25 protein-coding genes are annotated in these 25,465 nt (G+C 66.8%); 8 read left to right on the top strand and 17 right to left on the bottom strand.

The genetic code is table 11. The annotated features are described in order from the left end of the window. Positions 1–42: 42 nt before the first annotated feature. From ftsA to PHP91_RS10735, 14 genes are all read right to left on the bottom strand, one after another. Positions 43–1,272, bottom strand: coding sequence for a cell division protein FtsA (gene ftsA, locus PHP91_RS10800; protein WP_300140407.1), 1,230 nt, complete (start codon positions 1,270–1,272; stop codon positions 43–45). 68 nt (positions 1,273–1,340) lie between these two features. After that, complete coding sequence (locus PHP91_RS10795; protein ID WP_300140405.1) at positions 1,341–2,195, bottom strand: FtsQ-type POTRA domain-containing protein; 855 nt, start codon at positions 2,193–2,195, stop codon at positions 1,341–1,343. After that, positions 2,192–3,073, bottom strand: a complete 882-nt coding sequence (gene murB / locus PHP91_RS10790; RefSeq protein ID WP_300140403.1) for a UDP-N-acetylmuramate dehydrogenase — start codon at positions 3,071–3,073, stop codon at positions 2,192–2,194. The genes PHP91_RS10795 and murB overlap by 4 nt, the downstream gene beginning before the upstream one ends. Position 3,074: 1 nt before the next feature. Continuing rightward, positions 3,075–4,532: a UDP-N-acetylmuramate--L-alanine ligase gene (gene murC, locus PHP91_RS10785; RefSeq protein ID WP_300140401.1), complete on the bottom strand. Its 1,458-nt coding sequence runs from the start codon at positions 4,530–4,532 to the stop codon at positions 3,075–3,077. Between the two features lie 4 nt (positions 4,533–4,536). After that, a complete protein-coding gene (gene murG / locus PHP91_RS10780) occupies positions 4,537–5,625 on the bottom strand; it encodes an undecaprenyldiphospho-muramoylpentapeptide beta-N-acetylglucosaminyltransferase (RefSeq protein ID WP_300140399.1) in 1,089 nt (362 codons plus the stop codon). After that, positions 5,622–6,743 carry a putative lipid II flippase FtsW gene (ftsW, locus tag PHP91_RS10775; protein ID WP_300140397.1) on the bottom strand — a complete coding sequence of 374 codons (1,122 nt, stop codon included), beginning with the start codon at positions 6,741–6,743 and terminating at the stop codon, positions 5,622–5,624. Before ftsW ends, murG begins: the two co-directional genes overlap by 4 nt. Next, a complete protein-coding gene (gene murD, locus PHP91_RS10770; RefSeq protein ID WP_300140395.1) occupies positions 6,740–8,053 on the bottom strand; it encodes a UDP-N-acetylmuramoyl-L-alanine--D-glutamate ligase in 1,314 nt (437 codons plus the stop codon). The genes ftsW and murD overlap by 4 nt, the downstream gene beginning before the upstream one ends. A 4-nt stretch (positions 8,054–8,057) precedes the next feature. After that, entirely contained in the window at positions 8,058–9,134 is a 1,077-nt protein-coding gene (gene mraY / locus PHP91_RS10765; protein WP_300140393.1) for a phospho-N-acetylmuramoyl-pentapeptide-transferase, read from the bottom strand. A gap of 3 nt (positions 9,135–9,137) precedes the next feature. Continuing rightward, complete coding sequence (gene murF, locus PHP91_RS10760) at positions 9,138–10,535, bottom strand: UDP-N-acetylmuramoyl-tripeptide--D-alanyl-D-alanine ligase (RefSeq protein ID WP_300140391.1); 1,398 nt, start codon at positions 10,533–10,535, stop codon at positions 9,138–9,140. Continuing rightward, positions 10,532–12,046, bottom strand: coding sequence for a UDP-N-acetylmuramoyl-L-alanyl-D-glutamate--2,6-diaminopimelate ligase (locus tag PHP91_RS10755; protein ID WP_300140389.1), 1,515 nt, complete (start codon positions 12,044–12,046; stop codon positions 10,532–10,534). Before PHP91_RS10755 ends, murF begins: the two co-directional genes overlap by 4 nt. After that, complete coding sequence (locus PHP91_RS10750; protein ID WP_300140387.1) at positions 12,021–13,985, bottom strand: penicillin-binding transpeptidase domain-containing protein; 1,965 nt, start codon at positions 13,983–13,985, stop codon at positions 12,021–12,023. The genes PHP91_RS10755 and PHP91_RS10750 overlap by 26 nt, the downstream gene beginning before the upstream one ends. A 50-nt stretch (positions 13,986–14,035) precedes the next feature. Then, a complete protein-coding gene (locus tag PHP91_RS10745) occupies positions 14,036–14,320 on the bottom strand; it encodes a hypothetical protein (RefSeq protein WP_300140385.1) in 285 nt (94 codons plus the stop codon). Next, a complete protein-coding gene (gene rsmH / locus PHP91_RS10740) occupies positions 14,317–15,294 on the bottom strand; it encodes a 16S rRNA (cytosine(1402)-N(4))-methyltransferase RsmH (protein WP_300140383.1) in 978 nt (325 codons plus the stop codon). The genes PHP91_RS10745 and rsmH overlap by 4 nt, the downstream gene beginning before the upstream one ends. Before the next feature lie 2 nt (positions 15,295–15,296). Next, positions 15,297–15,743: a division/cell wall cluster transcriptional repressor MraZ gene (locus tag PHP91_RS10735; RefSeq protein WP_300140381.1), complete on the bottom strand. Its 447-nt coding sequence runs from the start codon at positions 15,741–15,743 to the stop codon at positions 15,297–15,299. A gap of 287 nt (positions 15,744–16,030) precedes the next feature. Here PHP91_RS10735 and pyk point away from each other — a divergent pair, with 287 nt between their 5' ends. Both pyk and PHP91_RS10725 read left to right on the top strand, forming a co-directional pair. After that, positions 16,031–17,473: a pyruvate kinase gene (gene pyk, locus PHP91_RS10730; protein ID WP_300140379.1), complete on the top strand. Its 1,443-nt coding sequence runs from the start codon at positions 16,031–16,033 to the stop codon at positions 17,471–17,473. A gap of 33 nt (positions 17,474–17,506) precedes the next feature. Beyond that, positions 17,507–18,520 carry an HD domain-containing phosphohydrolase gene (locus PHP91_RS10725; RefSeq protein ID WP_300140377.1) on the top strand — a complete coding sequence of 338 codons (1,014 nt, stop codon included), beginning with the start codon at positions 17,507–17,509 and terminating at the stop codon, positions 18,518–18,520. A 92-nt stretch (positions 18,521–18,612) separates the two neighbouring features. Here the strand turns inward: PHP91_RS10725 and PHP91_RS10720 are convergent, their stop codons facing one another. Further along, positions 18,613–19,104 carry a CBS domain-containing protein gene (locus PHP91_RS10720; protein WP_300140375.1) on the bottom strand — a complete coding sequence of 164 codons (492 nt, stop codon included), beginning with the start codon at positions 19,102–19,104 and terminating at the stop codon, positions 18,613–18,615. Positions 19,105–19,245: 141 nt separating this feature from the next. Between PHP91_RS10720 and PHP91_RS10715 the strand changes: the two genes are divergently transcribed. Beyond that, a complete protein-coding gene (locus tag PHP91_RS10715; RefSeq protein ID WP_300140373.1) occupies positions 19,246–20,040 on the top strand; it encodes a DUF3108 domain-containing protein in 795 nt (264 codons plus the stop codon). Between the two features lie 195 nt (positions 20,041–20,235). Continuing rightward, the gene (locus PHP91_RS10710; RefSeq protein WP_300140371.1) at positions 20,236–20,550 is read left to right on the top strand and encodes a helix-turn-helix transcriptional regulator; all 315 of its coding nucleotides are present in this window, start codon (positions 20,236–20,238) and stop codon (positions 20,548–20,550) included. A gap of 2 nt (positions 20,551–20,552) precedes the next feature. On the opposite strand, the gene PHP91_RS10705 is transcribed toward PHP91_RS10710, so the two are convergent. Beyond that, complete coding sequence (locus PHP91_RS10705) at positions 20,553–20,834, bottom strand: hypothetical protein (RefSeq protein WP_300140369.1); 282 nt, start codon at positions 20,832–20,834, stop codon at positions 20,553–20,555. Next, the gene (locus tag PHP91_RS10700; protein WP_300140367.1) at positions 20,831–21,136 is read right to left on the bottom strand and encodes a hypothetical protein; all 306 of its coding nucleotides are present in this window, start codon (positions 21,134–21,136) and stop codon (positions 20,831–20,833) included. Before PHP91_RS10700 ends, PHP91_RS10705 begins: the two co-directional genes overlap by 4 nt. A 69-nt stretch (positions 21,137–21,205) precedes the next feature. Here PHP91_RS10700 and rlmD point away from each other — a divergent pair, with 69 nt between their 5' ends. The 4 genes from rlmD to PHP91_RS10680 form a co-directional block, all read left to right on the top strand. Beyond that, positions 21,206–22,591, top strand: a complete 1,386-nt coding sequence (gene rlmD / locus PHP91_RS10695) for a 23S rRNA (uracil(1939)-C(5))-methyltransferase RlmD (protein WP_300140365.1) — start codon at positions 21,206–21,208, stop codon at positions 22,589–22,591. 304 nt (positions 22,592–22,895) lie between these two features. Further along, positions 22,896–24,143: an HD domain-containing protein gene (locus PHP91_RS10690; RefSeq protein ID WP_300140363.1), complete on the top strand. Its 1,248-nt coding sequence runs from the start codon at positions 22,896–22,898 to the stop codon at positions 24,141–24,143. Positions 24,144–24,283: 140 nt separating this feature from the next. Beyond that, positions 24,284–24,880 carry a cobalt transporter CbiM gene (gene cbiM / locus PHP91_RS10685; protein WP_300140361.1) on the top strand — a complete coding sequence of 199 codons (597 nt, stop codon included), beginning with the start codon at positions 24,284–24,286 and terminating at the stop codon, positions 24,878–24,880. A 21-nt stretch (positions 24,881–24,901) separates the two neighbouring features. Next, on the top strand, positions 24,902–25,465 hold a 564-nt coding region (locus PHP91_RS10680), incomplete at its 3' end, for a hypothetical protein (RefSeq protein WP_300140360.1).

Genomic DNA, 25,465 nt, shown 5'->3' with positions numbered 1-25,465 from the left:
CCTCGGTTTCCCTGTAAACGGTTTCAGATTTCCTCAAATCCTCTATGCGATGTCCGTAAACCACTTCTTCATGCGGCCCAGGATCTTGTCGAAGCTCGACTCCTCCTCGATGGTCACGCGGCCGCGCACGCCCTCCTCGTCCGCGCCGTGGAGGAGCAGGCCCACGGCCGTGGCGTACTTGGGGCTCATGACCTCTTCGCGCAGGCCGCCCAGCCCGTCGCCCGGCACGCCGATGCGCACCGGCAGGTCGAAGATTTGCTCGGCCAGCTCCTGCATGCCGTCGATGAGGCAGGTGCCGCCCGTGAGGACGACGCCCGCCGCGATCATGTTCTTGAAGCCGGACTTGATGAGCTCCTGGTCCACCAGGGCCAGGATTTCCTCACAGCGCGGCTCGCAGATTTCGGCCAGGACGCGCTTGCTCATGGCGCGCGACTCGCGGCCGCCCACGCTCGGGACCTCCAGGATCTCCTCGTCGGTGATCAGGTCGGCCAGGGCGCAGCCGTATTTGATCTTGATGTCCTCGGCCGACTGCATGGGGGTGCGCAGGCCGTAGGCGATGTCATTGGTCAGGTTGTGGCCGCCCAGCGCCAGGACCGACGTGTGCTTGATGGAGTCCTTGGAGAACACGGCGATGTCGGTGGTGCCGCCGCCGATGTCCACCAGGGCCACGCCGATCTCCCGCTCCTCGGGCGAGAGCACGGCCTTGCTGGAGGCCAGGGATTCGAGCACCACGTTGGAGACGTTCAGGTCCGCGCGCTTGCACGAGCGGATGATGTTCTGGGCGGACGTCACCGCGCCGGTGACGATGTGGACCTTGACCTCCAGGCGCACCCCGGCCATGCCGAGCGGGTCGGAGATGCCGCGCTGGTCGTCCACGATGAATTCCTGGGGCAGGGTGTGCAGCACCTCGCGGTCCATGGGGATGGCGATGGCGCGGGCCGCCTCGATGACGCGGTCCACGTCGCGCTGGGTGACCTCGCCGCCCTTGACGCCGATGACGCCGTGGGAGTTGAAGCCCTGGATGTGGCTTCCGGCGATGCCCGCGTAGACGGTGCGGATGTCGCAGCCCGCCATGAGCTCCGCCTCCTCAAGGGACTTGCGGATGCACTGGACCGTCTTTTCGATGTTGACGACCACGCCGCGCCGCAGCCCGGTGGAAGGGGCGGTGCCGATGCCGATGATGTCGACGCCGCTTTCGCTCGCCTCGCCGACCACGGTGCAGATCTTGGTGGTGCCGACGTCCAGGCCCACTATCAGATCGCTTTTGGCCATGATATGCTCCTTGGTTTCCTCTTTAAGTTCCCTGTATGTCCAAGCATCGCGCTTGTGATTCCTTGCGATTATCCGTCGGCCCGGCGTTTGACCCAGACCTTGTCGCCGGAGGCGGCGATGATGGCGGCGTCCTTGAACTCGCCCCGGCGCATCAGGTCGCGCCAGGCGATCTTGACCCGCTCCAACTGGAGCCGCCAGCGGTCCATGGACAGGCGGACGGTCAGTCCCTTGCCCTCGTCGTGGCCGTCCAGGTAGACCTCCAGCTCGTGGGCGCTGGTCAGCCGAATCCAGGCGGTCTGCTCCGGGGTGAAGGGCGTCTCGTGGTCGGCCATGCTTTTCAGGAAGCCGGTCAGCACCGCGCCGCCGTCCTCCCCGGAGTCGGCTACTTCCAGCACGGGCAGGGACGCGGTCTCGCCCGGATGCATGGGCGCGATGACCTTGCCGGTGGCGTCGGCGAAGTACAGGCCGTCGCCCTGGCGGACCCAGAAGGCCGGGACCTTTTCCTTGATGGCGATGTGCAGCCGGTTGGGCAGCTCGCGGCGCACGGTCACGGCCGCGATCCAGGGGTTGTCCGAGAGCCGGGCCTCCACCTCGCCCACGTTCATCTCCAGGCAGTTGAGGCCCAGGGCCACGTCCGCGCACTTGAGGATGTCGCCGTAGTTGAGGCGTTCGTTGCCTGTTACCGAGATGTCCTGAAGCTCGAAATACGTGCTGGTGGTCAGGTAGCGATAGCCGAAGAGCAGGCCCACGCCGAGCACGGCCACGAAGGAGGCGGTGAGCAGCAGGAGCACCGAGCGCATGACAAGGCGGCCCGGCCCGGTCAGCCGGGGGGCGGAGCGCCGGGTCTTGCGTCGGGTGTTGGCCTTGCCGTTCAGGGTGTTGAGGCCGAGGCGGCCCTGTTTGCCCAGGGTCAGGGTGCTCATAGCAGAATGACCTCCGTTTCGAGGGTGATGCCGTATTTTTCGCGCACGGCGCTTTTGGCCATGTCCAGCAGCTCCAGGGCCTGGGCCGGGGTCCCGCCGCCGAGGTTCACCAGGAAGTTGGCGTGCAGGTCGGAGAAGGCCATGTGCCCGAGGCGCATGCCCCGCATCCCCGCATTGTCCAGGAGCATCCCGGCGGCCTTGCCCTCCGGGTTCTTGAACACGCAGCCCGCGCTCCGGGCGGTCACCGGCTGGGTGGCCTGTTTTTTCTCGTAGGTGGCGCGCATGGAGGCGCGGACCTCTTTGGGCGAGGTCTCGGTCAAGGCGAGCTCAACCTCCCAGACAAGGGATTTGCCCGGATGGGCCGGGCAGGCGAAATTGCGATAGGAAAAGACGCAGTCGGCCGCGTCCACCCAGGAGAGGCCCTGGCCGGGCGACCACAGGCGCACCCGGGTCACGACGTCGCCGAAGCTGGTGCCGTAGGAGCCTGCGTTCATGGCCACGGCCCCGCCCACGGTGCCGGGGATGCCGGTCAGGTTTTCCAATCCGGAGAACCCGGCCTTTTCCGCCCAGCCGAGCAGGCCGGGCAGCCGCTGGGCCGCGCCGCAGCGGACAATGAACCGGTCGCCCTCGCGCTCCACCCGGGTCGGGCCGGGGGGCGTGGCCGTGCGGATCAGCGCCAGGTCCAGGTGGCCGTCGCGCACCAGCAGGTTGCTCCCCCTGCCGATGACGAAGGGGCGCAGGGTCCCGCGGCTCAGGAAGGCGGCCAGCTCGTCCAGGTCGCCGGTCTCGTGGACCACCAGCTCAACTTCGGCGGTGCCGCCGAGGCCGAGGGTGGTGCGCTCCGAGAGCGAGGGGTTGCGGATCAGTTCCAGCGCCATGCTATTCCTCGTTTCCTTCCACGGCCGGTTCGTCTTCCTGGTTCGCGCGTTCGAGCCAGTTCTCGCCCACGCGCCAGATGGAGCCCGCGCCCTGGGTCATGAACAGGTCGCCCGCCATCAGGATGTCGTCCAGCCGCTTTTCCAGGGACTCGAAGTCCGGGAAGAACTGGACCTTGGTGTCGCTGACCTGCTTGATGCCCTGGGCCAGCGAGAGGCCGGACACGCCCGGAATGGGCGATTCGCTGGCCGGGTAGATTTCGGTGAGCAGGAGGACGTCCGCCTCCTGGAAGACCTTGCAGAATTCGCCGAACAGGGCCTGGGTGCGCGTGAAGCGGTGGGGCTGGAAGGCGACCACCAGCCGCCGGTCCGGGTAGCACGCCTTGGCCGTGCGCAGGTTGGCCAGGATTTCAGCCGGGTGGTGGCCGTAGTCGTCGATGACCAGCACGCCCTTTTTTTCGCCCTTGCGCTCGAAGCGGCGGCCCACGCCGCCAAAGTCGGCCAGGCCGTTGATGATGTCTTCCTTCGCCAGTCCGGCCTCCAAGGCCACGCCGATGCAGGCCAGGGCGTTGAGGACGTTGTGCGTGCCGGGCTGGGCCACGGTGACCTCGCCCCAGAACTCGCCGTCCAGGTAGACCTTGAACAGGGAGCGGAGGTGGGCGGAGATGATCTCGCCCCGGAGCCGGTTCTTTTCGCCCAGGCCGTAGGTCAGGCAGGGGCGCTTGATGCGGGGCAGGAGGCGCTGCACGCCCTCGTCGTCGCCGCAGACCACGTTCATGCCGTAGAAGGGGATGGCGTTCAGGAAGGCCGCGAAGGCCTCGTCGATGGCGTCCTGGTCCTTGTAGAAATCGAGGTGGTCCTTGTCCACGTTGGTGACCACGGTGATGATGGGCGAGAGCAGGAGGAACGAGCCGTCGGACTCGTCGGCCTCGGCGATGAGGTAGTCGCCCTCGCCCAGCCGGGCGTTGGAGCCGAACATGGAGAGCTTGCCGCCGATGATGACCGTCGGGTCCAGGCCCGCCTCGGTGAAGATGGTGGCCAGGAGGGAGGTCGTGGTGGTCTTGCCGTGGGTTCCGGCCACGGCGACGCCGGTGCGCAGGCGCATCAGCTCGGCCAGCATCTCGGCCCGGGGGATGATGGGGATGCCGCGCTCGCGGGCGGCCGCCAGCTCCGGGTTCTTGTCCGGGATGGCCGTGGACTTGATGAGCACGTCGGCCTCGCCCACGTTGTCCGCGCCGTGGCCGATGAAGACGGTGGCCCCGAGCTTTTCCAGGCGGCGCACCGAGGCCGAGGCGGAGAGGTCCGAGCCGGTCACGTTGAAGCCCATGTTGATGAGCACCTCGGCGATGCCGTTCATGCCGGAACCGCCGATGCCCACCATGTGGATGTTGTTGACCCGCGCCCGCATGGCGGGGCAGGCCTCGCCGCCCACGGTCAGGTAGGGGCCCTGTGCTGCTGCCATAACGCTATCCTTCCTTCGCGGCCAGGGCTTCGAGCCCCTGCGCGATGTCGGCGGCGGCCCGCTTACGGGCGAAACCGCGCGCCGCTTGTTCCATGTCGTCCAGCCGGGTCCCGTCCCCGAGCAGGGCGGCGATCTCTTCGGCCAGCCGCCCCTCGGCCAGCTTGGCCTGGGGCAGGAGCACGGCCGCGCCGAGCGCGGCCATGGCCTTGGCGTTCCTGGTCTGGTGGTCGTGGGTGGCCTGGGGAAAGGGCACGAAGATGGCCGGAACCCCGGCCGCCGCCACCTCGAAGACCGTGGTCGCGCCTGCCCGGCACAGGGCCAGGTCGGCGCGCGCGTATTCGGCCGCCATGTCCTCAATGAAGTCGCGCACCTGGGACGGGTCCGCCCCGGCCGCCTCGTAGGACGCCCGCACGCGCTGAAAGTCCGCCTTGCCCGCCTGGTGGACAAGGGTCACGCCCGCCGCCATGAGCGCGGGCAAAGCCGCGATGACCGCGTCGTTGACCGGCCGCGCGCCCTGGCTGCCGCCCAGGACCAGCAGCAGCCTGCCCCGGACGCGTTCCTTGCGCGCCTCGGCCGCGTCCGCGATGGCCCGGCGCACCGGGTTGCCGGTGATGACGCATTTCCTGGCCGGGAAAGCGCTCCCCGTGTCCGGGAAGCTCAGGAAAATCCGTTTGACCAGTTTGCCCAGGACCCGGTTGGTCACGCCGGGCACGGAGTTCTGCTCGTGCACGGCCGTGGGTACGAAGAGCAGCCGGGCGGCCAGGATGGGGCAGAAGCCCGCGTAGCCGCCGAAGCCGATGGCCGCGTCCGGCCGGAACCGGAGCACGGCCGCCATGGCGCGGGGCAGGCCAAGGCCGAGCCAGCCCAGGCCCGAGAGCAGGCCGGAGACGCCGCGCCCGATGATCCCCCTGGCGGGCAGGGCCTGGAATTTCAGCCCGTGGCGCGTGGCGAGCTCGCCCTCGGGGCCGGAGCCGCCCATGAAGAGGATGTCCACGCCGGGATTGCGGTCCCGGAGCTCCTGGGCCACGGCCAGGGCCGGGAAGATGTGGCCGCCCGTGCCGCCCGTGGAGAGGATGACCCGCGAAAGCGTCATGCCGTGGCCCTCCGCGAGAGGTTGAGCAGGATGCCCGCGCAGATGAAGGAGACGGTCAGGCTGGAGCCGCCGTAGCTGATGAAGGGCATGGCCACGCCCTTGGGCGGCACCGTGCCCAGGACCACGGCCAGGTTGAGGATCATGCCCAGCGCCAGGATGCAGGTGATGCCGAAGGCGGTGAACCGGTCCTGGAGGTCCTCCATGCGCAGGGCGACGCGGAAGGCTCGCCACAGGAAGAAACCGATGAGCCCGAAGAACAGGGACATGCCTACGAACCCGAGCTCCTCCCCGGCCACGGCCATGATGAAGTCGTTGTGCGCCTCGGGCAGGAAGAAGAGCTTCTGCTTGCCCGCGCCCAGGCCGGAGCCGAAGATGCGGCCCGAGCCGAAGGCGTAGAGCGACTGGACCAGTTGGTACCCCTCGTCGCGCGCCGAGGCGAAGGGGTCGAGGAAGGCGGTCCAGCGCTTGAGCCGGTACGGAGAGGAGGAGATGAGCAGCCAGCCCGCGCCCGCGCCGAAGACCAGGGTGGGCAGCAGGTAGCTGATCCGCGTGCCCCCGACCATGCACATGAAGAAGAGCAGCCCGGCCAGAACCACGGCCCCGCCGAAGTCCGGCTGGAGCAGGAGCAGGCCGCACAGGCAGCCGGTGACGAAGAACGGCGGCAGGAACCCCACGGAAAAGGTCCGCACCAGCTCCTGTTTCCTGGCGAAGAAATAGGCCAGGTAGAGGACCAGGGCGACCTTGGCGAACTCCAGCGGCTGGAGGTTGACAGGCCCGAGGCGGATCCACCGGCTGGCCCCGTTGATGTTCACGCCCAGCGGGGTGACGCACAGGGCGAGCATGACCACCGAGAGGCCCACCCAGAAATAGGTCAGGCCGTAGAGCAGCTTGCGCGGCATCTGCATGCAGGCGACCATGGCCGCGAGCCCCACGCCCGCGAACATGAGCTGGCGCTTGAAGAAGAAATACTTGTCGGCGAAGTCGCGCTCGGCAGTGATGCCGCTGGAGGAGAGGACCATGATGAGCCCGAACCCGGCCAGCAGCAGGGTGCTGAGCAGCAGCCACGGGTCGATGCGTCCGGTCCCGGCCGGTGCGTTCTGCGCCTTGAGCGTGTTCATTCGAGTCCCTCCACGGCGTGGCGGAAGTCGTCGCCGCGTTGGCTGTAGCTCGAATACTGGTCGAAGCTCGACGTGGCCGGGGAGAGCAGGACCATCTCGCCCGCCTTGGCCTCGCCCGCCTGGCGGCGAACCGCGTCGGCGAGGGTTTCGTCCCAGGTCACGGGAAAGACCTTCGAAAGGGGCGGCTCCAGCACGTCGCGGCTGCCGCCGAAGAGGCCCACGGCGACGACCCGGTTCCTGACGGACTGGGCGAAGGCGTCCACGTCGCCGCCTTTCCAGACCCCGCCCATGAGCAGCCGGACAGGGCGGTCAAAGGAGCGCACGGCCGCCACCACGGCGTCCAGGGTGGTGGCCTTGGAGTCGTCCACGTAGAGCACGCCGTCCACCTCGCCCACGGGCTCGATGCGGTGGTGGAGCGGGTGGAAGTTCCGGATGGCCTCGGCCGCCTGGGCCTTGGTGACGCCGAAGCGGCGGACCGCCCGCCAGGCCGCCTCAATGTTGGACCGGTTGTGCTCGCCCGGCAGGTGCGGGGCCTCGAACCGGTCGGTGGGGCCGAACCATTCCACCCGGGCGGCGGTGAAGGGGCGGCCGCCGAAGGTCTTCTCCAGCATGGGACGCAGGGACTCGTGCAGCAGCGCGGTGTCCTCGTCGGTCATGCGGGCGAAGAGGGTCAGCTTCGCGCCCAGGTATTCGGCCATGTTTTCATGGTAGTCCAGGTGGTTGGCCGAGAAATTCAGGAACACGCCGACGTGCGGCTTGAACAGGCGGCAGTTCTGGAGCTGGAAGCTCGACACCTCCAGGACGATGACTTCGGCGGGTTCGCCCTCCAGCAGGTAGGAGCAGAGCGGGGTGCCGATGTTGCCGCCGGTGAAGATTCGCTTCCCGGCGTGGGCCAGTATCTCGCTGATGAGGGTGGTGGTCGTGGTCTTGCCGTTGGTGCCGGTGACGGCCAGGACCGGGGCCTGGAGGAACCAGGAGGCGAACTCCAGCTCGGAGACGATCTTGCGGTCCTCGACGCCCTTCAGCACCTCGGCCATGCGCTTCACGGGCACGCCCGGCGAGAGGACGATGATGTCCGCGTCCGCGAAGTGCTCGGGCTTGTGCGGGCCGGTGACCAGCTCGGCCGTGCCCGCCAGTTCGCCAAGGACGTCCGGGGTGAGGGACTCGTTGCGGTCCGCCAGGCGCACGCGCGCGCCCAGAACGTGCAGCAGGCGCACGGCCGCCAGGCCGGATTTGCCCGCGCCCACCACCACGGCCCGCTTGCCCCGCAGGATGGCCTGGTCGATGAAGTTTTTTACGAGATCGTTCACGGCGCTACCTCAGCTTGAGGGTGGAAAGGGCCATGAGGGCCATGAGTATGGAGAGAATCCAGAACCGGACGATGATCTTGGATTCCGGGATGCCCTTGAGCTCGAAATGGTGGTGGAGCGGGGCCATCTTGAAGATGCGCTTGCCGCCGGTGAGCTTGAAATAGCCGACCTGGAGGATCACCGAGAGGGTCTCGAACACGAACACGCCGCCCACGATGGCCAGGAGCAGCTCCTGCTTGGCCAGCACGGCCACGAACCCGAGGGCGCCGCCCAGCGACAAGGAGCCCACGTCGCCCATGAAGACCTGGGCCGGGTGGGCGTTGAACCACAGGAACCCGAGGCCCGCGCCGACCATGGCCCCGCAGAAGACCGTGACCTCGCCGATGCCCTGGATGTTCGCCACGGCCAGGTATTCGGCCATCTTGGCGTGGCCGGAGACGTAGATGAAGATGGCGAAGCAGGCCATGGCCACGACCATGGGGCCGATGGCCAGGCCGTCCAGGCCGTCGGTCAGGTTCACGGCGTTGGACGCGCCGACCATGACGATCAGGGCGAAGGGCAGGTAGAACCAGCCCAGGTCCGGAGTGATGTTCTTGAAGAAGGGCACGGACAGCCGGGTGGAGTAGGCGGGCTCCTGGATGAGCAGGTAGAGGGCCGCCGCGGCCACCGCGCACTGGCACAGGAACTTGGCCTTGGCCGAGAGCCCCTCGTTATGCTTCCTGACCACCTTGATGTAGTCGTCGGCGAAGCCCACGGCCCCGAACCCGGCGAAGACCAGCAGGGTCAGCCAGACGTAGACGTTGGTCAGGTCCGCCCAGAGCACAGTGGAGACGCACACGGACAGGATGATCATCACCCCGCCCATGGTCGGCGTGCCCTGCTTGGCCTGGTGCTTGGGCCCGTCCTCGCGGATGTACTGGCCGCACTTGACGCGCTGGAGCCAGCGGATCATGGCCGGTCCGAAGAGGATGGAGATGATCAGCGCGGTGAGCAGGGCCCAGACCGAGCGGAAGGTAATGTAGCGGAAGACGTTCAGGACGCCGACTTCGCTGCTGAGCGGAACGAGCAGATTGTAGATCACCGGTTAGGCCTCCTCTCCCGCGTGTTGTTCGAGTTCGCGGCACAGGGCCCCTGCGAACGCCTCCATGCCCAGGGACCGCGACCCCTTGAACAGGGCAACGGAACGGCCGAGCGAGAGCTCGCGCCACCCGGCGATGAAGTCGTCCGGCCCGGTCACCTTGACCGGTTTCATCCCGTCGCCCAGGCCGCGCGCCACATCGGCGAAGTGGTCGCCTTTGTAGAAAATGGCCTTCAGCTCGATTCCCCGGAGCAGGCGGCCCAGCTCCTCGTGCCGCATGGCCGCCTCCGCGCCCAGTTCGCGCATGTCGCCCAGGACCAGGACCAGCTCGCGGTCCCCGGCCATGGAGGCCGCAGTGCGGATGGACCCGGCCATGGAGAGCGGGTTGGCGTTGTAGGTGTCGTCGATGACCGTGCAGTAGCCCACGGTGCGGCAGCAGAACCGCTGCCGGTCCGGGACCAGGGTCTTGAGCCCCGCCACCACGTCGTCGCGCCCCAGGCCGAGCTGGTGGGCCACGGCGGCCACGCAGGCCAGGTTGGCCGCGTAGTGGTCGCCCGCGAAGGGCGCGTCGAACTCGCTTTCCCCCTCGGGGGTGCGCAGCCTGAATCGGCCCCATCCCTCGGAGCCCGCCCCGCCCAGGAAGGCGGCGGCGAAGTCCGTGTCCGTGATGGCCGGGTCGGCGGAAAATCCGATGGGCGCGGGCGCGATTTCGCACGCGGCGGCCCACAGGGCGGGGTAGTCGCGGCCGATGATCGCCGAGCCGCCCTGGCGCAGGTAACGGAGCAGGGCGGTCTTGGCCCGGGCCACGCCCTCCACGTCGCCCAGCCCTTCCAGGTGGCCGGGGCCGACGTTGGTGATGACGGCGAGGTCGGGGCTGGCGATGGGGGCCAGCTCCTCCATGTCGCGCTTGTGCGAGATGCCGAGCTCCATGATCCACAGCTCCTGCCCGGCGTCGGCGCGGAGCATGGAGAGCGGCAGACCGATCTGGTTGTTCAGGTTGCGGTAGTTCTTGGCCACGGTGAATTTGCGGGAAAGCACGGCGGAGAGCATCTCCTTGACCGTGGTCTTGCCCGCCGTGCCGGTGACGGCGATGAGCCGCGCGCCGCAGATGTCGCGCCAGCAGGCGGCCAGTCGGCCCAGGGCGGCCACGGTGTCCTGCACCATGATGACCGGCGCGCCCGCGTCGTCGATGAGACGCGAGGCGATGACGGCCGCCGCGCCTTTTTTGGCAGCCTGGGCGGCGAACTCGTGTCCGTCGAAATGCTCGCCGGGCAGGCAGATGAAGAGGTCGCCGGGCTCCACGGCGCGGCTGTCCGTCCGCACCGCGCGGATGGCGACGCTCTCCTGGCCCTCGTCGGCCGCGTTGCCGAGGCAGCGCTGTACGTCGGCCAATGTCAGTTTCACTGCCTCTCCTCGATGGCCTTGGCGGCCTCTTCCACGTCCGAAAAGTGGATGGTCTTGTCTCCGAGGACCTGGTAGTCCTCGTGCCCCTTGCCCGCGATGAGCACGGCGTCGCGGGGGGTCATTTCGTTGACGGCCATGCGGATGGCCGTGCGCCGGTCCGGGTTCTCCATGATCGACCTGGCCCCCTTGAGGCCGGGGCGGGCGTCGTCCATGATCGCCTCGGGCGCCTCGGAGCGCGGGTTGTCCGAGGTCAGCACGGCCACGTCGGCGTACTTGGCCACGGAGGCGGCCATGATCGGCCGCTTGGTCCGGTCGCGGTCGCCGCCGCAGCCGAACACGGTGATGAGTCTGTCGAAATCGAGCTGCTTGAGGGTGCGCTGGACGTTCTCCAGGGCGTCGGGGGTATGGGCGTAGTCCACGAACACGGAGAGCCCCTTGTCGTTGCGGACTCGCTCCAGCCGGCCGGGCACGCCGTGGAATTCCTTCATTCGGCGCATGTCCTTGCAGTTCAGGCCGAGCTGGAGGCCCACGGCCTGGGCCGCGAGCAGGTTCATGGCGTTGAACCCGCCCACCAGGGGGGATTCTATCTCCCAGCTCTTGCCCTTGTAGGAGGTCTTGATGCGCATGCCCCGGCCGTTCATTTCCAGGATGGTCCCCTGGACCATGGCCTTGTCGCCCACCTCCTGGCGGACGATGGCGGTGTCGTCGATGCCGTAGCCGATGCCGCCCTCGCACTCGGCCAGCAGACGGCGGGCAAAGGAGTCGTTGTAGTTGAAGACCCCGGCCTTGCCCGACTTGAGGTAGCTGGTGAAGAGCTTGCGCTTGGCCTGGAAATAGGTCTCCATGTCGTGGTGGTAGTCGAGGTGGTCCTGGGTCAGGTTGGTCATGACCGCCGCGTCGAACGTGAGGCCCGCCACGCGGTATTGGTCCAGGGCGTGGGAGGAGACCTCCATGACCGCCACGTCCACGTCCGCCTTCTTCATGTTGAAGAGCAGTTCGTGGATCATCCAGCAGTCCGGGGTGGTCCGGGAGGCGTTCATCTCGAAGCCGGGCCAGCGGTAGTTGACCGTACCGATGACGCCCACCTTGAGCCCGGCGGACTTGAGCAGGTGCTCGATCAGGTAGGTGGTGGTCGTCTTGCCGTTGGTGCCGGTGACGCCCACCAGCTTGAGATCGCGGTCCAGGACGTGGAAAAAAGCCTTGGCCAGCTCGCCCAAGGCCGCGGCCGGGTTTTCGTGGTACACGGCGTGGGCGCGCTTTTCGACCACCGGGGCCACCAGGTCGCGGGCGGCCTCGGGGGCCACGATGTATTTGGCCCCGTTGTCCAGCGCGCCGGGGATGAAGTCGATGCCGCGCACCTTGGTGCCGGGCATGGCCACGAAGCACTCGCCGGGCTGCACCTTGCGCGAATCCGTGCGCACCACGAGGCCCTTGGCGACCTTTTTCAGAAGCGTCTGAAACTGCATTACGCCTGCCTTTTCCTCACTAGGAGAGCCAGAGAACAAAAACATCGTCCGCCCCCTCCGTCCTTTGGTCGTCGGGCCAAGGCTGGCCCGCTTCGGGCTTCTGGTTCTTGACCGTCATGCCCCGGCCCTTGAGCACGGGGACGATTCCCTTTTTCGTCAAAATTTCCAGGGCGCGCCGCACGGACATGCCCTTGATGTCGGGCACCCGGCCCGTGTCCGGCCGGGACGGGGCCTCGCCCACGGCCTCGGCCAGGGAGGCCGCGTCGGCCGTCTCGCCGGAGACGTCCTCGACCTCGGCGGTCTGGAGCGTTTCGGAGAGCTTGCCGTAGTACGCCAGGGTGCGCACCGTGACCTCGCGGCAGACCGGGGCCGCCACCGTTGAGCCGTAGTTGGACTTCTGCGGCTCGTCGATCATGGTCAGGACGAGCAGCTCCGGGCGGTCGGCCGGCACCAGGGCCACGAAGGAGGAAAGGTACTGGTCGCCGTAGCCGCCGCCGGTCTTGGCCGCCTTCTGGGCCGTGCCGGTCTTGCCGGCGATGGTGATTCCGGGGATGCGCGCGCTGCGGCCCGTGCCGTCCTCCTCCACCACTTCCTTCATCAGGGAGAGGACCGTGGCGGCGGTCTCCGGGGAGAATACCTGCTGGGCCGGATTGCGCCGGGCCTGGTCGGGCAGGGAGACGAGATGCAGGTCCTTGGTCACGCCGCCGTTGGCCAGGCAGAGGAAGGCGCGGGCGAGCTGGAGCGCGGTGACGCCGATGCCCTGGCCGAAGCTGATGGCCGCCAGGTCCACGCTGGTCCACTTGTTCGGGGGCATGAGGATGCCCGAGGCCTCGCCGGGCAGGCCGATGTCGGTCTTCTCGCCGAAGCCGAGCTTGGTCAGGTAGGAGTGGTATACCCCCGCGCCGAGGTCCATGCCGATCTTGGCCGAGCCGATGTTGGAGGAATAGCGCAGGACCTTGCGGGCCGGCAGCCACTTCTCCGGGTGGGTGTCGCGGATGGTCTTGTTGGCCACGCGCCAGCGGCCGCCTTCGCAGTTGATGAGGGTGTCGGGCTTGATGACCCCTTCCTGGATGGCGGCGGCGAAGAGGAAGGGCTTCATGGTGGAGCCCGGCTCGTAGATGTCGGTCAGGGCGCGCAGGCGGCGCTGGGAGGCGGAGGAGCGCTCCACGTTGTTCGGGTTGAAGAACGGGTCGTTGGCCATGGCCAGGATGTCGCCGGAGTCCACGTCCACCACCAGGACGATGCCCGAGCGGGCGCCGTATTCGGTGACGGACCGGGCCAGGGCCTGCTCGGCCGCGTGCTGGATCTGGGTGTCGATGGTCAGGCGCACGTCCAGGCCGTTGATGTCCATCTCGCGGCCCTGGGCGTCAATGTAGGAGCGCTGGCCCTTGCCGTCGCGCTGGACCACGAACTGGGCCTTGCTGGGCTTGAGCCGGTCCTCGTAGACGCGCTCGACGCCCTCCAGCCCCCGGCCGTCCACGTTGACGAAGCCGATGGTCTGCCCGGCCAGGTGGCCGTTGGGGTAGATGCGGGAAAACTCGCTGACCAGCCGGACGCCGGGCAGGTCCGCGCCGGAGACGGCCAGGGCCTCTCGGTCGGTGACCTGCCGTTTGATCCAGACAAATTTCTTGCGGGACTTGAGGCGCTTGTAGACGGTGGAGCGGGCGACGCCGAGGGTGCGCGAGAGGGTGTCGGCGGCCACGTCCACGTCGGCCACCTCAAAGGGACGCGCGTACACGGACTTGGCCTCCACGCTGGTGGCGAGCATCTGTCCGTTGCGGTCGAAGATGCGTCCCCGCGCGCCGTATTCGCATTCGGCGGCGCGGCTCTGCCTCGATGCCTGTGCGAGCAGGTCCGATCCCTGGCGGATCTGGACCCAGCCCGTCCGGACCCAAAGGCCGACCAGGGCGACGGCGAACAGGCTCATGACGAACCCGATCTTCACCCTGCTGCGGTCTTTGCGCCCCTGGCTTCCCTTAACCATGTTTCTTCCCTGTAATCCCACTAGGCGCCAGTCATAGGTTCGGCGCCGCGTTACCTCGTATCCGCTATCCGCCGGATCTGCCCCGGCGCGGCCACCCCGAGTTCAAGGCGGTCCGCGAGCTTTCTGAGCTGGTAGGGTGAAGCCAGGTTGTTCCTCTCAACCGTCAGCTTCACGGCCAGATCCTCTTTCTGGCCCAGGCTTTTTTCCATCGTGCGCAGGTCGTAGGCCACGTCCATGCGCTCGATGTTCAGCCATACCGCTCCCAGTCCCAGGGCGAGCGCCCCACCCAGCAGGGTGAGGATCATCCACAAGAGCGTCTTGTCGGCTTTGCTCATGCTCGTTCTCCGTCGGGCCCGAGCCGCTCCGCCACGCGCAGCTTGGCGCTGCGGCTGCGGGGGTTTCCGGCCATTTCCGCCTCGGACGGGAGTTGCGGCTTTCTCGTCAGCACACTTAAGTCCGGGACCCCGCCGCAGGTGCAGTGGAGTTGGTGCGGGGGGCATTTGCACCCCTTGGCGCCTTCCCGGAAGGCGAGCTTCACGGCCCTGTCCTCCAGGGAGTGAAACGAGATGATCGCCACTCTCGCGCCCGGCTTCAGGCGTCCGACGATGCGTTCAAGGTAACAGTTCAGTTCCTCAGTTTCCCTGTTGACTGCCATGCGCAGTCCCTGGAAGGTCCGGGTGGCTGGGTGGTTCCGGGCGGCGTGCCGCATCTTGGGCGGATACGCGAGCCGGACTATCTCGGCCAGTTGAAGCGTCCTCGTGATCGCTTCCTGTTCCCGTGCCTTCAGTATTGCAGACGCGATTTTCCCGGCCAGGGGATCCTCCCCCATGGTCCGGATGATCCGCGCCAGATCACCGTGTTTCAGCGTGTTGACCAGCTCCGCGGCCGAAGGACCCTGCGCGTTGTCCATGCGCATGTCCAGGGGGCCGTCGTGGATGAAGCTGAATCCTCTTTCAGCCTCGTCCAGTTGCAGGGAGGAGACGCCGAGGTCCAGGACCGCGCCGTCCACCTTTTCCCACCCGAGCTCGTCCAGGGCTTCCTCGAACCTGGAGAAGGGGAGGTGGAAGAGGTGGATGCGGTCGCCGAATTCCTCAAGTCGCGCGGCCGCGAGCGAAAGCGCCTCCTCGTCCCTGTCCAGGCCCGCCAGTTCGGCCCCTTCGCCTGCCGCCCGCATGAGCGCCAGGCTGTGGCCGCCCATGCCCAGGGTGCCGTCGATGTAACGGCCGCCGGGTGCGGGCCTGAGCCAGTCGATCACTTCCTGTAAAAGAACCGTCGTGTGAATGGACGCCGGGTCCACTCCGCCCGCCATGGCTAGAACGGCAGGCTGACGTTGTTTTCCGCCAGCTCGGAGGACACGTCGTAGTCCTCGTCGAGCAGATGCTCGAAGCTGTCGGCGGGCCAGATCTCGAAGTGCCTGCCCACGCCCATGACCACCACGTCCTTGTCCAGCTTGCCGCTCTTGCGCAGGTGCGCGGGAATGGCGATGCGACCCAGCTTGTTCACGGGGGTCTCGGTGTAGCCGGAGTAGAGGATGCGCTTGATGTTGTGCAGCGCCGGGCTTGGCACGCGGACTTTCTCCAGTTCCTCTTCCAGGCGGTCCCACTGGGACGGGGTGATGCCGATGACGTGCTTGCGGAAAATGGTCAGCACGATGATCGCGTCGGCGTCGCCGACGCGGATCGCATCCCGGAAATCGGGCGGCAGAATGAGCCGACCCTTGTCATCCAGGCTTCTGTGTGCGTGACCTCTGAACTTCATCGTTCCCCCGGAGCGACACCGTCGCTCCCGCTTCGTTCCACATTCTTACCCTATTTTTACACTAAAATCCACTTATTCCCACCGATGCTGGAAAATCAAGAGAATGTCAACCGCCGGGCCGAAATAAATGAACGAATCCCGGCGGGCTTTATTGATTTTTCATGGCCGCGCGCCTAGACTTCCCGTCAGATGCCGAGAAGGGTTTGGGGGAAGAATCCATACTAAAACGAAGCAATGCGGGCGGTTGAGACGTTCTTTCGGCGTCGGCCCGCCATGGAGGCAGCATAATGGACAGGCACATCAAGATCATCGCCACCCTGGGGCCGGGCACCGGCAACTACGAGGCGGTCCGGGAGCTGGTTGAGTCCGGGGCCAAGATTTTCCGGCTCAATTTTTCCCACGGCGGGCGCGAGTTCTTCGAGGAGATGGTCGGCATCGTCCGGCGGCTGGAGAAAGAGACGGGCTACACCCTGACCGTGATGCAGGACCTCTCCGGGCCCAAGATCCGCACCTGCGACGTGGGGCTGGGGGCCTTCGAGGTCTCCAAGGGGAGCGAGGTCCTGCTCGGCACTCCGGACAAGGCCAAGGATGTGGAGGAGCCCTTCATCTGCCTGGACTTCCCCGAACTGCTCTCGTCCATCAGGGAGGGCGATCCCGTGGCCCTGTCCGACGGCATGATCCGGTTCAAGGTCAAGAGGATCGAGGCCGAGAACCTGATCCGCCTGGAGGCCACCAATTCCGGCATGTGCCCGCCGCGCAAGGGCATCACCTTTCCCGGCATGAAGACGCCGCTGGCCCCGCTGACCGAGAAGGACAAGGCGGACCTGGCCGTGGGCATGGAGCTCGGCGTGGACGTGGTGGCCATGAGCTTCGTCCAGAAGCCCGAGGACATCTGCAACCTGCGCGCCGAGATGATCCAGTACGGCCGGCGGGTGCCCATCATCGCCAAGCTGGAGCGCACCGCCGCCCTGGAGTGCCTGGACGACATCCTGCGCGAGGCCGACGGCATCATGGTGGCGCGCGGCGACCTCGGGCTGGAGCTGGACCTGGCCGAGCTGCCCGCCGCCCAGAAACGCATCATCAAGGCCTGCAACAAGGCGGGCAAGCCCGTCATCGTGGCCACCCAGATGCTGCTCTCCATGGTCAACTCGCCCATGGCCACCCGGGCCGAGACCACGGACGTGGCCAACGCCATCCTGGACGGCGCGGACTGCGTCATGCTCTCCGAGGAGACGGCCATCGGCCGCTACTTCGGCGAGGCCGTGCGCTTCATGCGCAAGATAGCCTACGAGATCGAGCGCTACATGTTCGAGACCCGCGTGCCGGTGATGGAAGTGGACGAGCGCGACCTGCCGCCCTCCACCTTCCTGGCCCACGCCGCCGCCATGCTGGCGGGCAAGACCGGGGCCAAGGCCATCGTCTGCCACTCCACCTCGGGAGGCACGTCGCGGCTGCTCTCGTCCTGCCGCCCGGCCCAGTCGGTCTACGCCCTGAGCACCGACCCCATCGTCCGCCACTTCACCAACCTCTCCTGGGGCGTCATCCCGGCCGAGCCCCTGGACGTCATCGACGACCACCAGGAGCGGGCCGAGGTCTTCGTCCGCCAGTCGCCCGCCTTCCAGGAAGGGGACATCGTCATCATCACCGCCGGCCAGCCCGAAAAGGGCAAGGCCCTGACTCAGACCAACGTGGTCAAGCTCTACGAGAAGCTCCCCAAGGAAGCCTCCTAGACCGGCATCGCCCCCGATCCACTGCGAGGAGACATGAGTTCGAAGAAGTCGCAAGCCATCCCCGACGGACTGAACGAGGAATACTACCAGATCAGTCCGGACATCCTGGGCAGCTTCAACAAGTTCCGGCCGCCTCTGAACATCTTCCTGTTCAAGGAGGATGTGGCCCGCATCGTGCCCTACTACAAGGTCGGCGACCGGCTTTCGAACGAGCGCATAGAGGAGCTGGCGGCCCTGACCGCCCAAGGAATGGTCTTCGTCTCGCGCGACGACCATCCGGTATACGTCAAGCACATCAGCTACCAGCTCGACCTGGTCCTGGTGGACTCCAACCTCAAGGAGAGGGAGATCGCGGACATCTTCACCCAGGCCCTGACCCGGCGCACGGCCGAGTTCTTCGACCAGCCCGTGCACGCGGTCTTCGAGAAGCTCTGGGTGGACCTGATGGTCCTGACCGAATACCTGTACGCGGACATCAACCGGTCCAGGGCCCTGGTCCGGCGGCTGCACCGCACCCACAGCCTGGAGAACCACTCGGTCAACTGCGGCTTCCTGGGCCTGGCCCTGCTCGGCAGGCTCAAGGGCAAGCAGTTTCAGGAGGACATCCAGCGCAAGAGCTTCAACCGGCTCACGGCCGGGCTCTTCCTGCACGACCTGGGCATGGCCAAGGTCCCCTCCTTCATCCGCGTCAAGGACAAGCCCCTGACCCCGGACGAGCGGACCAAGGTCGGCGTGCACACCAAGATGGGCTACGAGATGCTGACCAAGCTCGACCTGCGCTATACCGAGATCGAGCAGTGCGTCACCGAGCACCACGAGCGGCTCAACGGATCGGGCTATCCCATGAAGACGGTCAAGCAGTCCTTTGCGGGCCGTCTCTGCGCCGTGGCGGACTCGTTCTGCGCCATGATAACTGACCGGCCCTATTCCAAGGGGTTGCCCATGCTCAAGGCCGCGGCCGACCTGGCCGGGGACCGGCGCTACGATCCCGAGATGACCAAGGCGCTCCAGGCGCTGCTCCTCCTGGACCTCAAGATTCGCGAGTGAGCGCCCGCGCGCGCAAGCGACGCCCCGCACGAAAGAAAACGGCCCGCCCCGGAACCTCCGGGGCGGGCCTTTCCTTTTCGCAGGAGCCGCGTCTACTTCTTGAAGTAGGTGACCATGTCGCGGGTCATCTCGCGGTAGACGTCGGTGACGTAGACCACGCCCATGACCTTGTCGCCCTCCACGACCAGGGCCCAGTCGCGCCGGGTCTTGAGGAAGGTCTCGATGACCAGGAGGATGGGCTCGTTGGGCTTGAGGGTCGGCGGGTCCTTGATGACGTGCTCCTCAAGGCGCATCTGGGTGCAGATCAGGCAGGCGTTGGCGAACTGCTGGTCCCAGTCCACCTCGCCGTCGGACTTGAGGTTCTCGTCCTTGAGCACGGACTGCTTGACCGCGTAGAAGAGTTGCCAGAGGTTGATGGCGCCCACCAGCTTGCCGCCCTTGTTCTGGACCACCACCACCTGGGAGTCCGGGGCCTCGATCATGGCTTCGCGCATGATGCGGATGGCCTCGGCCAGGCTGGCGTCGTCCTGAATGACGGGAAAATCGTCGCGCATCATGTCCCAGGCGCGCTTTCTGAGCATCATGAGGGTAACTCCTTGCTTATATGAGTCGTTTTCAAGTCTTTACGAGTTCTTCCTAGCTTCTCCCCCCTCTTTTGTCCACAGGCGTGTGCAGCCGCCCGCACCGCTCTTGACTTGCCGGGGGCGAATGGCGAAATAGCGGGCATGAGAGCGAAACTCCTTCTTCTACTTCCGCTGCTCGCCGCGCTGTTCCTGGCCGGGCCGGCCCGGGCGGGGCTCAAGGTCCCCTTCGGCCCCGGCGAGCGCCTGGACTATCGCATCTACTGGACCTTCGTCCACGCGGGCGACGCCGTGCTGGAGGTCCTGCCCGACACCGACATGGACGGCGTCCCGGCCCGCGCCTTCAAGGCCACTGCCCGCACCGTTCCCTGGGTGGACAAATTCTACAAGGTCCGCGACACCATGGAGGCCTGGACCGACCTGGACGTGAACCGCTCCCTGCGCTATCGGAAGGACCAGAACGAGGGGACCTACCACAAGCAGGTGGAGCTGGTCTTCGACGCCGGGGAGGGGAAAACGCGGCGCTTCGTGCGCGGCGAACTGAAGCACACCCTGGATCAGCCGGAGGACGTCTTCGACCCCATGGCCGTGCTTTTCGGGTTCCGCAAGCAGCCGCTCTACAAGACCATGCGCTTCGGGGCCAACGTCACCGACGGCAAGGTCAGCGTGATGGGCGAGGCCTATGTCGAGGGCTCGGAGGGCGTCGAGACGCCCATGGGCGTCATCCCCTGCTTCCGAGTCCGCATCGACGTCAAGCACCTCTCCGGCGTGTTCCGCAAGAGCCCGGACGCCGAACTGCTCGTCTGGTTCTCCGCCGACGAGCGGCGCATCCCGGTCAAGGTCCGCTCCAAGGTGGCCGTGGGCCACTTCACCATGGAGCTGGTGGGCTACCGGCCGCCCGCGTCCCGGCGGGCGAGCGCCGACAATGCAATTCGTTAGCCGATAAGTATATTCAGACACTTGTTGGGAAAATCCGTGCGGTGGAGGGAGTGCGAACCGTCCCTCCCCGGCCCGATCCTGTCATTCCATTCTCCAACCCCCTTTGTACTTTTTCAATCTTGTCAGTATGTTGCTGGCTACTGTATAGTAGACAACAGTAACGGTCATTCTATCCATAGTCATGGCGAGGTTGGTGTGAGCAAGCTTTTTGGGGATTACATACGAGAAAAGCGGGAGGCGCTGCGCAGGGAGGACCCCGAGTATTCCATCCGGCGGGTGGCCCTGCGGATCGGCATCCATCATTCCTACTTGAGCAAGATCGAGCGTGGGGAGCCCGCCTCGCTGAGCGAGAAGCGGGTCCTGGCCCTGGCGGAGGAATTGGGTGAGAATCCTGAGCTGCTCATGGTCATGAGCGGCCGGGTGCCGGAATCCCTCCGGCGGGCGGTGTTCAGTGATCCCGAATGGGCGGTCCAGGTGTTGGAGCGCATCAAGACGGAAAAGAGGTCCTGAGTCTAACACTCGTCCGCCGCAGACAGCTCCCGCACGCGGATCTTGTTGCTGCGCGGGAATTCCCGCTTGAGCAGCGTCCTGAGCAGGCCCTTCAGGCCGACCTGGTCCGTTTCCTTTGTCGTTTTCGCGAACCCGTTCTCCCGCACTTCGTAGCGGTTCACGTCCAGCCGGATCACGGTCACGGACCGGTCGCGCTTGTAGGTCAGGAGCGCAAGGCCCCGGCCGGTCTCCATCTTGCGCAGCCGGGCGAGCAGGGTAGGCAGGGCCGCCGCCTTGTCGATCACAGCGTCTTCCTCTTCACGGGCGCATCCGCCCCGGCCGGGCCGAGATCGTAGACCCGGATCTTGGTCGAGCGGGGGAACTCCCGTTTCAGCAGCAGCTTGAGCAGCCGCCGCAGCTCTCCTCCGGCGCAGCGGAAGCGCTCCTCGTGGAAGCCGGTCTCCAGCAGCTCGAAGTCGTCCGGCCCCACGCGGGCGATGACCACCGAGCGGTTGCGCTTGTAGGTGCGCAGGTCGATGGCGTGCCCCTCGGGCAAATTGTCCAGCCGCCGCAGAAGGGCGGGTATGGCCGTGGCCTTGTCGATCATTACACATAGAGATAGACAGGGGGGACGTTTCATGTCAAACCGGCCCCTCACCGCAACCGGGAGCGAACCATGTCAATAGCTAAAGACGACGTCATCGAGTGCACCATCGAGTCCCTGGCCTTCGGCGGCCGGGGCGTTGCCCGCGTGGACGGCATGGCCGTCTTCGTGGCGGGCGGCCTGCCGGGCGACGTGGTTTCCGCCCGCGTGCTGCGGGCCAAGAAGCGCTTCGCCGAGGCCGAGGCCGTGTCACTGGTCAAGCCGTCGACCCACCGGGTCAAGCCGGTCTGTCCCCACTTCGGGACCTGCGGCGGCTGCGCCATGCAGGATCTGGACTACGCCGAGCAACTGGCCCAGAAGGCGGCCCAGGTGGAGAGCGCCCTGGCCCGCATCGGCCGGGTGGAGGGGCTGGTCATGGACCCGCCCGTGGCCTCGCCCGAGGTTTGGCGCTACCGCAACAAGATGGAATTCGCCTTCGAGCAGCGCGACGGCGAGCTGCACCTGGGGCTGCGCGGCAACGCCGCCTCCGGCAGCCGCGACCTGCCCCCGGTGGTGGACGTGGACGAGTGCCACCTCTGCGCCGGACGGGACGTGGACATCCTGCGCCGGGTGCGCGAGATATGCCGCGCCTCGGGCGTCCCGGCCTACGACCCGCGCACGGGCGAGGGCTTCTGGCGGCACCTGGTCATCCGCCACGCCCGGGCGGGCGAGATCATGGCCCACCTCATCACGGCCGAGGCCCCGGACCACTACGCCCAGGCCGAATCCCTGGGCGAGACCCTGGTGGCCGAGTTCCGCACCCTGACGTCTTTCGTCCACTCCTCGCGCTCGCGCCGGGCCCCCCTGGCCGTGGGCGAGCAGGTGGAGTTCCGCCTCGGACCCAAGCAGATCGAGGAGCGGCTGGCGCGCGGCGACGGCGAGGTGCGTTACCATCTGTCGCCCAACTGCTTTTTCCAGACCAACACGCCGGGGGCGGCCAAGCTCTTCGGCGCCGTGGCCGAATACGGCGAGTTGACCGGGACCGAGACCGTCCTCGACCTCTACTGCGGCATCGGGGCCATCGCCGTCTACCTGGCGGACCGGGCGGCCCGTGTGGTGGGCGTCGAGCTGAGCGAGGAGGCGGTGTCCAAGGCCTGGGGGAGCGCCAAGCTCAACCGGGCGGCCAACGCGGAGTTCCACGCGGCCAACCTGGACAACGGCCTGGAAGGGCTGGAGGGGCTGCCCCGGCCCGACGTGGTGGTGGTCGACCCGCCCCGCGCGGGCATGAGCCACCCCATGGCCGAGGCCATCCTGGCCCTGGCCCCGGCCAAGGTCCTGGCCGTGTCCTGCGACCCCGCCACCCTGGCGCGCGACGTGGGGCGGCTCTCGGCCGACTACGAGCTCAAGCGGGCGCGGGCCGTGGACATGTTCCCGCACACGCACCACATCGAGACCGTGGCCCTCTTGGTGCGCCGCTAAAGATAAAGACATGCCTCCGGCGGCTTAAGAACCTTTTGAAAAAGGTTCTTAAGAATCTCCAAAACTTCATGTCTCCGCTTCGCGGGGCGGAGTCGCGGGGATCGGGCTTGTCTCTGCTCGGGTGATGCCGCCCCGAAGGCGTTTCTTTTCTTTGCACGTACCGCGCGAAGCGCAGCTAAAAAGTTCTGGAGAGTCCAGAGAACCTCTTTTAAGAGGTTCTTTGGCTGCCGGAGGCATCTTCCGTTGCCTTTCCCCCGCGATTCCGGCACCCTTGGGGAATGCCAACCCAGCGGGAGCCGAAGCCATGTCCGTGATCATTCGCAAGAGTCTGCTTGAGCTCGTTTTTTCCGGCGCGTTCATGAAGCGGTGGAACGACAAGCTCCGGCCCATGGAACTGGTGGAGGTGGACAAGCAGGCCCACAAGATGATCGTGGCCTGGCTGCTCTTCCTGCTCAACTCGCGGGACATGGACGTGGCCCGCAAGCGCGCGCTCGGCGAGTCCATCGTCGAGGGCGGCATCTTCGACTACCTCTACCGGCTGGTCATCACCGACATCAAGCCGCCGGTCTTCTACCGCATCAAGGAGAACCCGGCCGACTACCGCACACTGACCAACTGGGTGCTCGGCCAGTTGAGGCCGCGCATCAGCCCCCTCGGCGAGCCCTTCATGGAGCGCATGGGCGCGTACCTGATGCAGCCCGAGGACGCGGGCCTGGCCCGGCGCATCCTCCTGGCCGCCCATCTCTACGCCAGCTACTCCGAGTTCAAGCTGCTCAAGTCCATCAACCGCATGGACCACGAGCTGGCCGAGATCGAGGAGAGCTTCGTGGACCGGCTGCGCGCCCTGCGCGACATACACGGCGTGGCCGAGCTGCTGGACGAGGACGGCACGGTCTTCGGCGGGTTCGCGCGCATGTGCGGGCGGCTCCGGTTCCAGAAGCGCTGGTCCCAGACCCCGCGCGTGCCCGAGACCTCGGTGCTGGGCCACATGTTCATCGTGGCCGCCTACTCCTGGTTCTTCAGCATGGAGGTGGGTGCCTGCCGCGCCCGCAGCCAGAACAACTTCTTCGCCGGGCTCTTCCACGACCTGCCCGAGCTGCTCACCCGCGACATCATCTCCCCGGTCAAGGGCGCGTCGCTCGACATCGCGGAGCTGATCCACGAGTACGAGCGCCGCGAGCTGGACCGTGTGGTCCTCGACCCCCTCAAGCGGGGCGGATACGCGGACATCGCCGAGCGGCTGGAATACTTCCTGGGCGTGGCCGTGGGCAGCGAGTTCAAGGCCACGGTCCTGCGCGAGGGCGAGGTGATCGAGGTCACGGAAAGGCAGATGGCGGGCGAGTGCAACCACGACACCCAGGACCCCAAGGACGGCCCGCTGCTCAAGGTCTGCGACTCACTGGCCGCCTACATCGAGGCCCATACCGCCCTCAAGAACGGCATCTCCTCGGACCAGCTCCACCAGGCGCTCTACCGCATCCGCGAGCGGTACAACGCCACCCCGGTCATCGCCGGGGTGCAGGTGGGCGCGCTTCTGGCCGACTTCGACTAGCTCGGCCCCGGCTCCGGCGTTGCGCCAATGCCGGAATTTCCCATCACACGGGTTGTAAAATGCTGTCACCAGGTGTATACGGCTTCCAGATTGTTGACACGAACCGCTGAAGGTTCGCGCAGAGGGTCGGGAGTCACGTCATGCATATTTCCGAGGGAGTCCTTTCCGCGCCGGTGCTCATCGGCGGCGCGGGGCTGGCGGCGGTGGGAACCGCCGTGGGATTGAAATCCGTTGATTACGACCGGATCATGTCCGTGGCCATCCTTTCGGCCACGTTCTTCATCGCCTCGCTGATCCACGTACCCATCGGACCGTCCAGCGCGCATCTGGTCCTCAACGGGCTGCTGGGCCTGATTCTGGGCTGGGCCGCCTTTCCTTCCATCCTGGTGGCCCTGCTGCTCCAGGCCATCCTTTTCCAGTACGGCGGCCTGACCACCCTCGGCATCAACACTTTCGACATGGCCGCGCCAGCGGTGGTGGCCTACTACGTTTTCCGGCCCCTGCTGCACCGGGGGGCTGGCACCCGGTTCGCGGCCGCCTTCGGCTGCGGATTTTCGGCCCTGCTCCTGAGCACGCTCTTCACGGCCGGGGCTCTGGCCCTTTCCGGCGACGCCTTTCTGGGCGCGGCCAAGGTGCTTTTCCTGGCCCACCTGCCGATCATGGTGGCGGAGGGGCTCATCACCGCCTTCGCCTACGCCTTCCTGGCCAAGGTCAAGCCCGAGGCCCTGACCGCCTAGCTTTCATAAAGGGGGAGAGAAATGAACCGTCTGCTCATCGCCGTCTGCACCGCCCTGGCCCTGTGCCTCTTCCTGGCCGCCAACGCCTCGGCGCACAAGGTCAACATCTTCGCCTACGCCGATGGCGACACCGTGGTAACCGAAAGCGGCTACAGCCGGTCCTCGCGCGTCCAGCACGGCACGGTCGAGGTCCGGAACGCGGCCGACAATGAACTGCTCCTCACCGGCGTCACCGACGAAAAGGGCGTGTTTTCCTTCAAGATTCCGGAAAAGGCCAAGGCCGGAAAGATGGACCTGCTCCTCCTGGTCAACGCCGGCGTGGGCCACAAGGGCGACTGGACCGTGAAGTATGATGAATACGCCGGTGCCGCCGCCGCTCCCGCCGCCCCGGCCGAGGCCGCCGCTCCCGCCGCCCCGGCGGAGGCCGCCGCGCCCGCCGCCGTTCCGGCCCAGGCCGATACCGCCGCCATCGAGGCCGTGGTCCGCCGCGAGGTCGCGCCCATCAAGCAGATGCTGCTCGAAATGCACGATGCCGGTCCCGGCGTGGTCGAGATCGTGGGCGGCATCGGCTGGATCTTCGGGCTG

This window comes from Pseudodesulfovibrio sp. (assembly GCF_028692895.1).
Lineage (GTDB): Bacteria > Desulfobacterota > Desulfovibrionia > Desulfovibrionales > Desulfovibrionaceae > Pseudodesulfovibrio.
Note: the sequence above shows the minus strand (reverse complement) of the source record. Positions and strands in the feature narration are given on the sequence as shown.

What these genes read in the sequence shown, in the direction of transcription:
- ftsA (WP_300140407.1), bottom strand. Translation starts at nt 1,272, where the DNA reads ATGGCCAAAAGCGATCTGATAGTGGGCCTGGACGTCGGCACCACCAAG.
- PHP91_RS10795 (WP_300140405.1), bottom strand. Translation starts at nt 2,195, where the DNA reads ATGAGCACCCTGACCCTGGGCAAACAGGGCCGCCTCGGCCTCAACACC.
- murB (WP_300140403.1), bottom strand. Translation starts at nt 3,073, where the DNA reads ATGGCGCTGGAACTGATCCGCAACCCCTCGCTCTCGGAGCGCACCACC.
- murC (WP_300140401.1), bottom strand. Translation starts at nt 4,532, where the DNA reads ATGGCAGCAGCACAGGGCCCCTACCTGACCGTGGGCGGCGAGGCCTGC.
- murG (WP_300140399.1), bottom strand. Translation starts at nt 5,625, where the DNA reads ATGACGCTTTCGCGGGTCATCCTCTCCACGGGCGGCACGGGCGGCCAC.
- ftsW (WP_300140397.1), bottom strand. Translation starts at nt 6,743, where the DNA reads ATGAACACGCTCAAGGCGCAGAACGCACCGGCCGGGACCGGACGCATC.
- PHP91_RS10755 (WP_300140389.1), bottom strand. Translation starts at nt 12,046, where the DNA reads ATGTTTTTGTTCTCTGGCTCTCCTAGTGAGGAAAAGGCAGGCGTAATG.
- PHP91_RS10750 (WP_300140387.1), bottom strand. Translation starts at nt 13,985, where the DNA reads ATGGTTAAGGGAAGCCAGGGGCGCAAAGACCGCAGCAGGGTGAAGATC.
- PHP91_RS10745 (WP_300140385.1), bottom strand. Translation starts at nt 14,320, where the DNA reads ATGAGCAAAGCCGACAAGACGCTCTTGTGGATGATCCTCACCCTGCTG.
- rsmH (WP_300140383.1), bottom strand. Translation starts at nt 15,294, where the DNA reads ATGGCGGGCGGAGTGGACCCGGCGTCCATTCACACGACGGTTCTTTTA.
- PHP91_RS10735 (WP_300140381.1), bottom strand. Translation starts at nt 15,743, where the DNA reads ATGAAGTTCAGAGGTCACGCACACAGAAGCCTGGATGACAAGGGTCGG.
- pyk (WP_300140379.1), top strand. Translation starts at nt 16,031, where the DNA reads ATGGACAGGCACATCAAGATCATCGCCACCCTGGGGCCGGGCACCGGC.
- PHP91_RS10725 (WP_300140377.1), top strand. Translation starts at nt 17,507, where the DNA reads ATGAGTTCGAAGAAGTCGCAAGCCATCCCCGACGGACTGAACGAGGAA.
- PHP91_RS10720 (WP_300140375.1), bottom strand. Translation starts at nt 19,104, where the DNA reads ATGATGCTCAGAAAGCGCGCCTGGGACATGATGCGCGACGATTTTCCC.
- PHP91_RS10715 (WP_300140373.1), top strand. Translation starts at nt 19,246, where the DNA reads ATGAGAGCGAAACTCCTTCTTCTACTTCCGCTGCTCGCCGCGCTGTTC.
- PHP91_RS10700 (WP_300140367.1), bottom strand. Translation starts at nt 21,136, where the DNA reads ATGATCGACAAGGCCACGGCCATACCCGCCCTTCTGCGGCGGCTGGAC.
- rlmD (WP_300140365.1), top strand. Translation starts at nt 21,206, where the DNA reads ATGTCAATAGCTAAAGACGACGTCATCGAGTGCACCATCGAGTCCCTG.
- PHP91_RS10690 (WP_300140363.1), top strand. Translation starts at nt 22,896, where the DNA reads ATGTCCGTGATCATTCGCAAGAGTCTGCTTGAGCTCGTTTTTTCCGGC.
- cbiM (WP_300140361.1), top strand. Translation starts at nt 24,284, where the DNA reads ATGCATATTTCCGAGGGAGTCCTTTCCGCGCCGGTGCTCATCGGCGGC.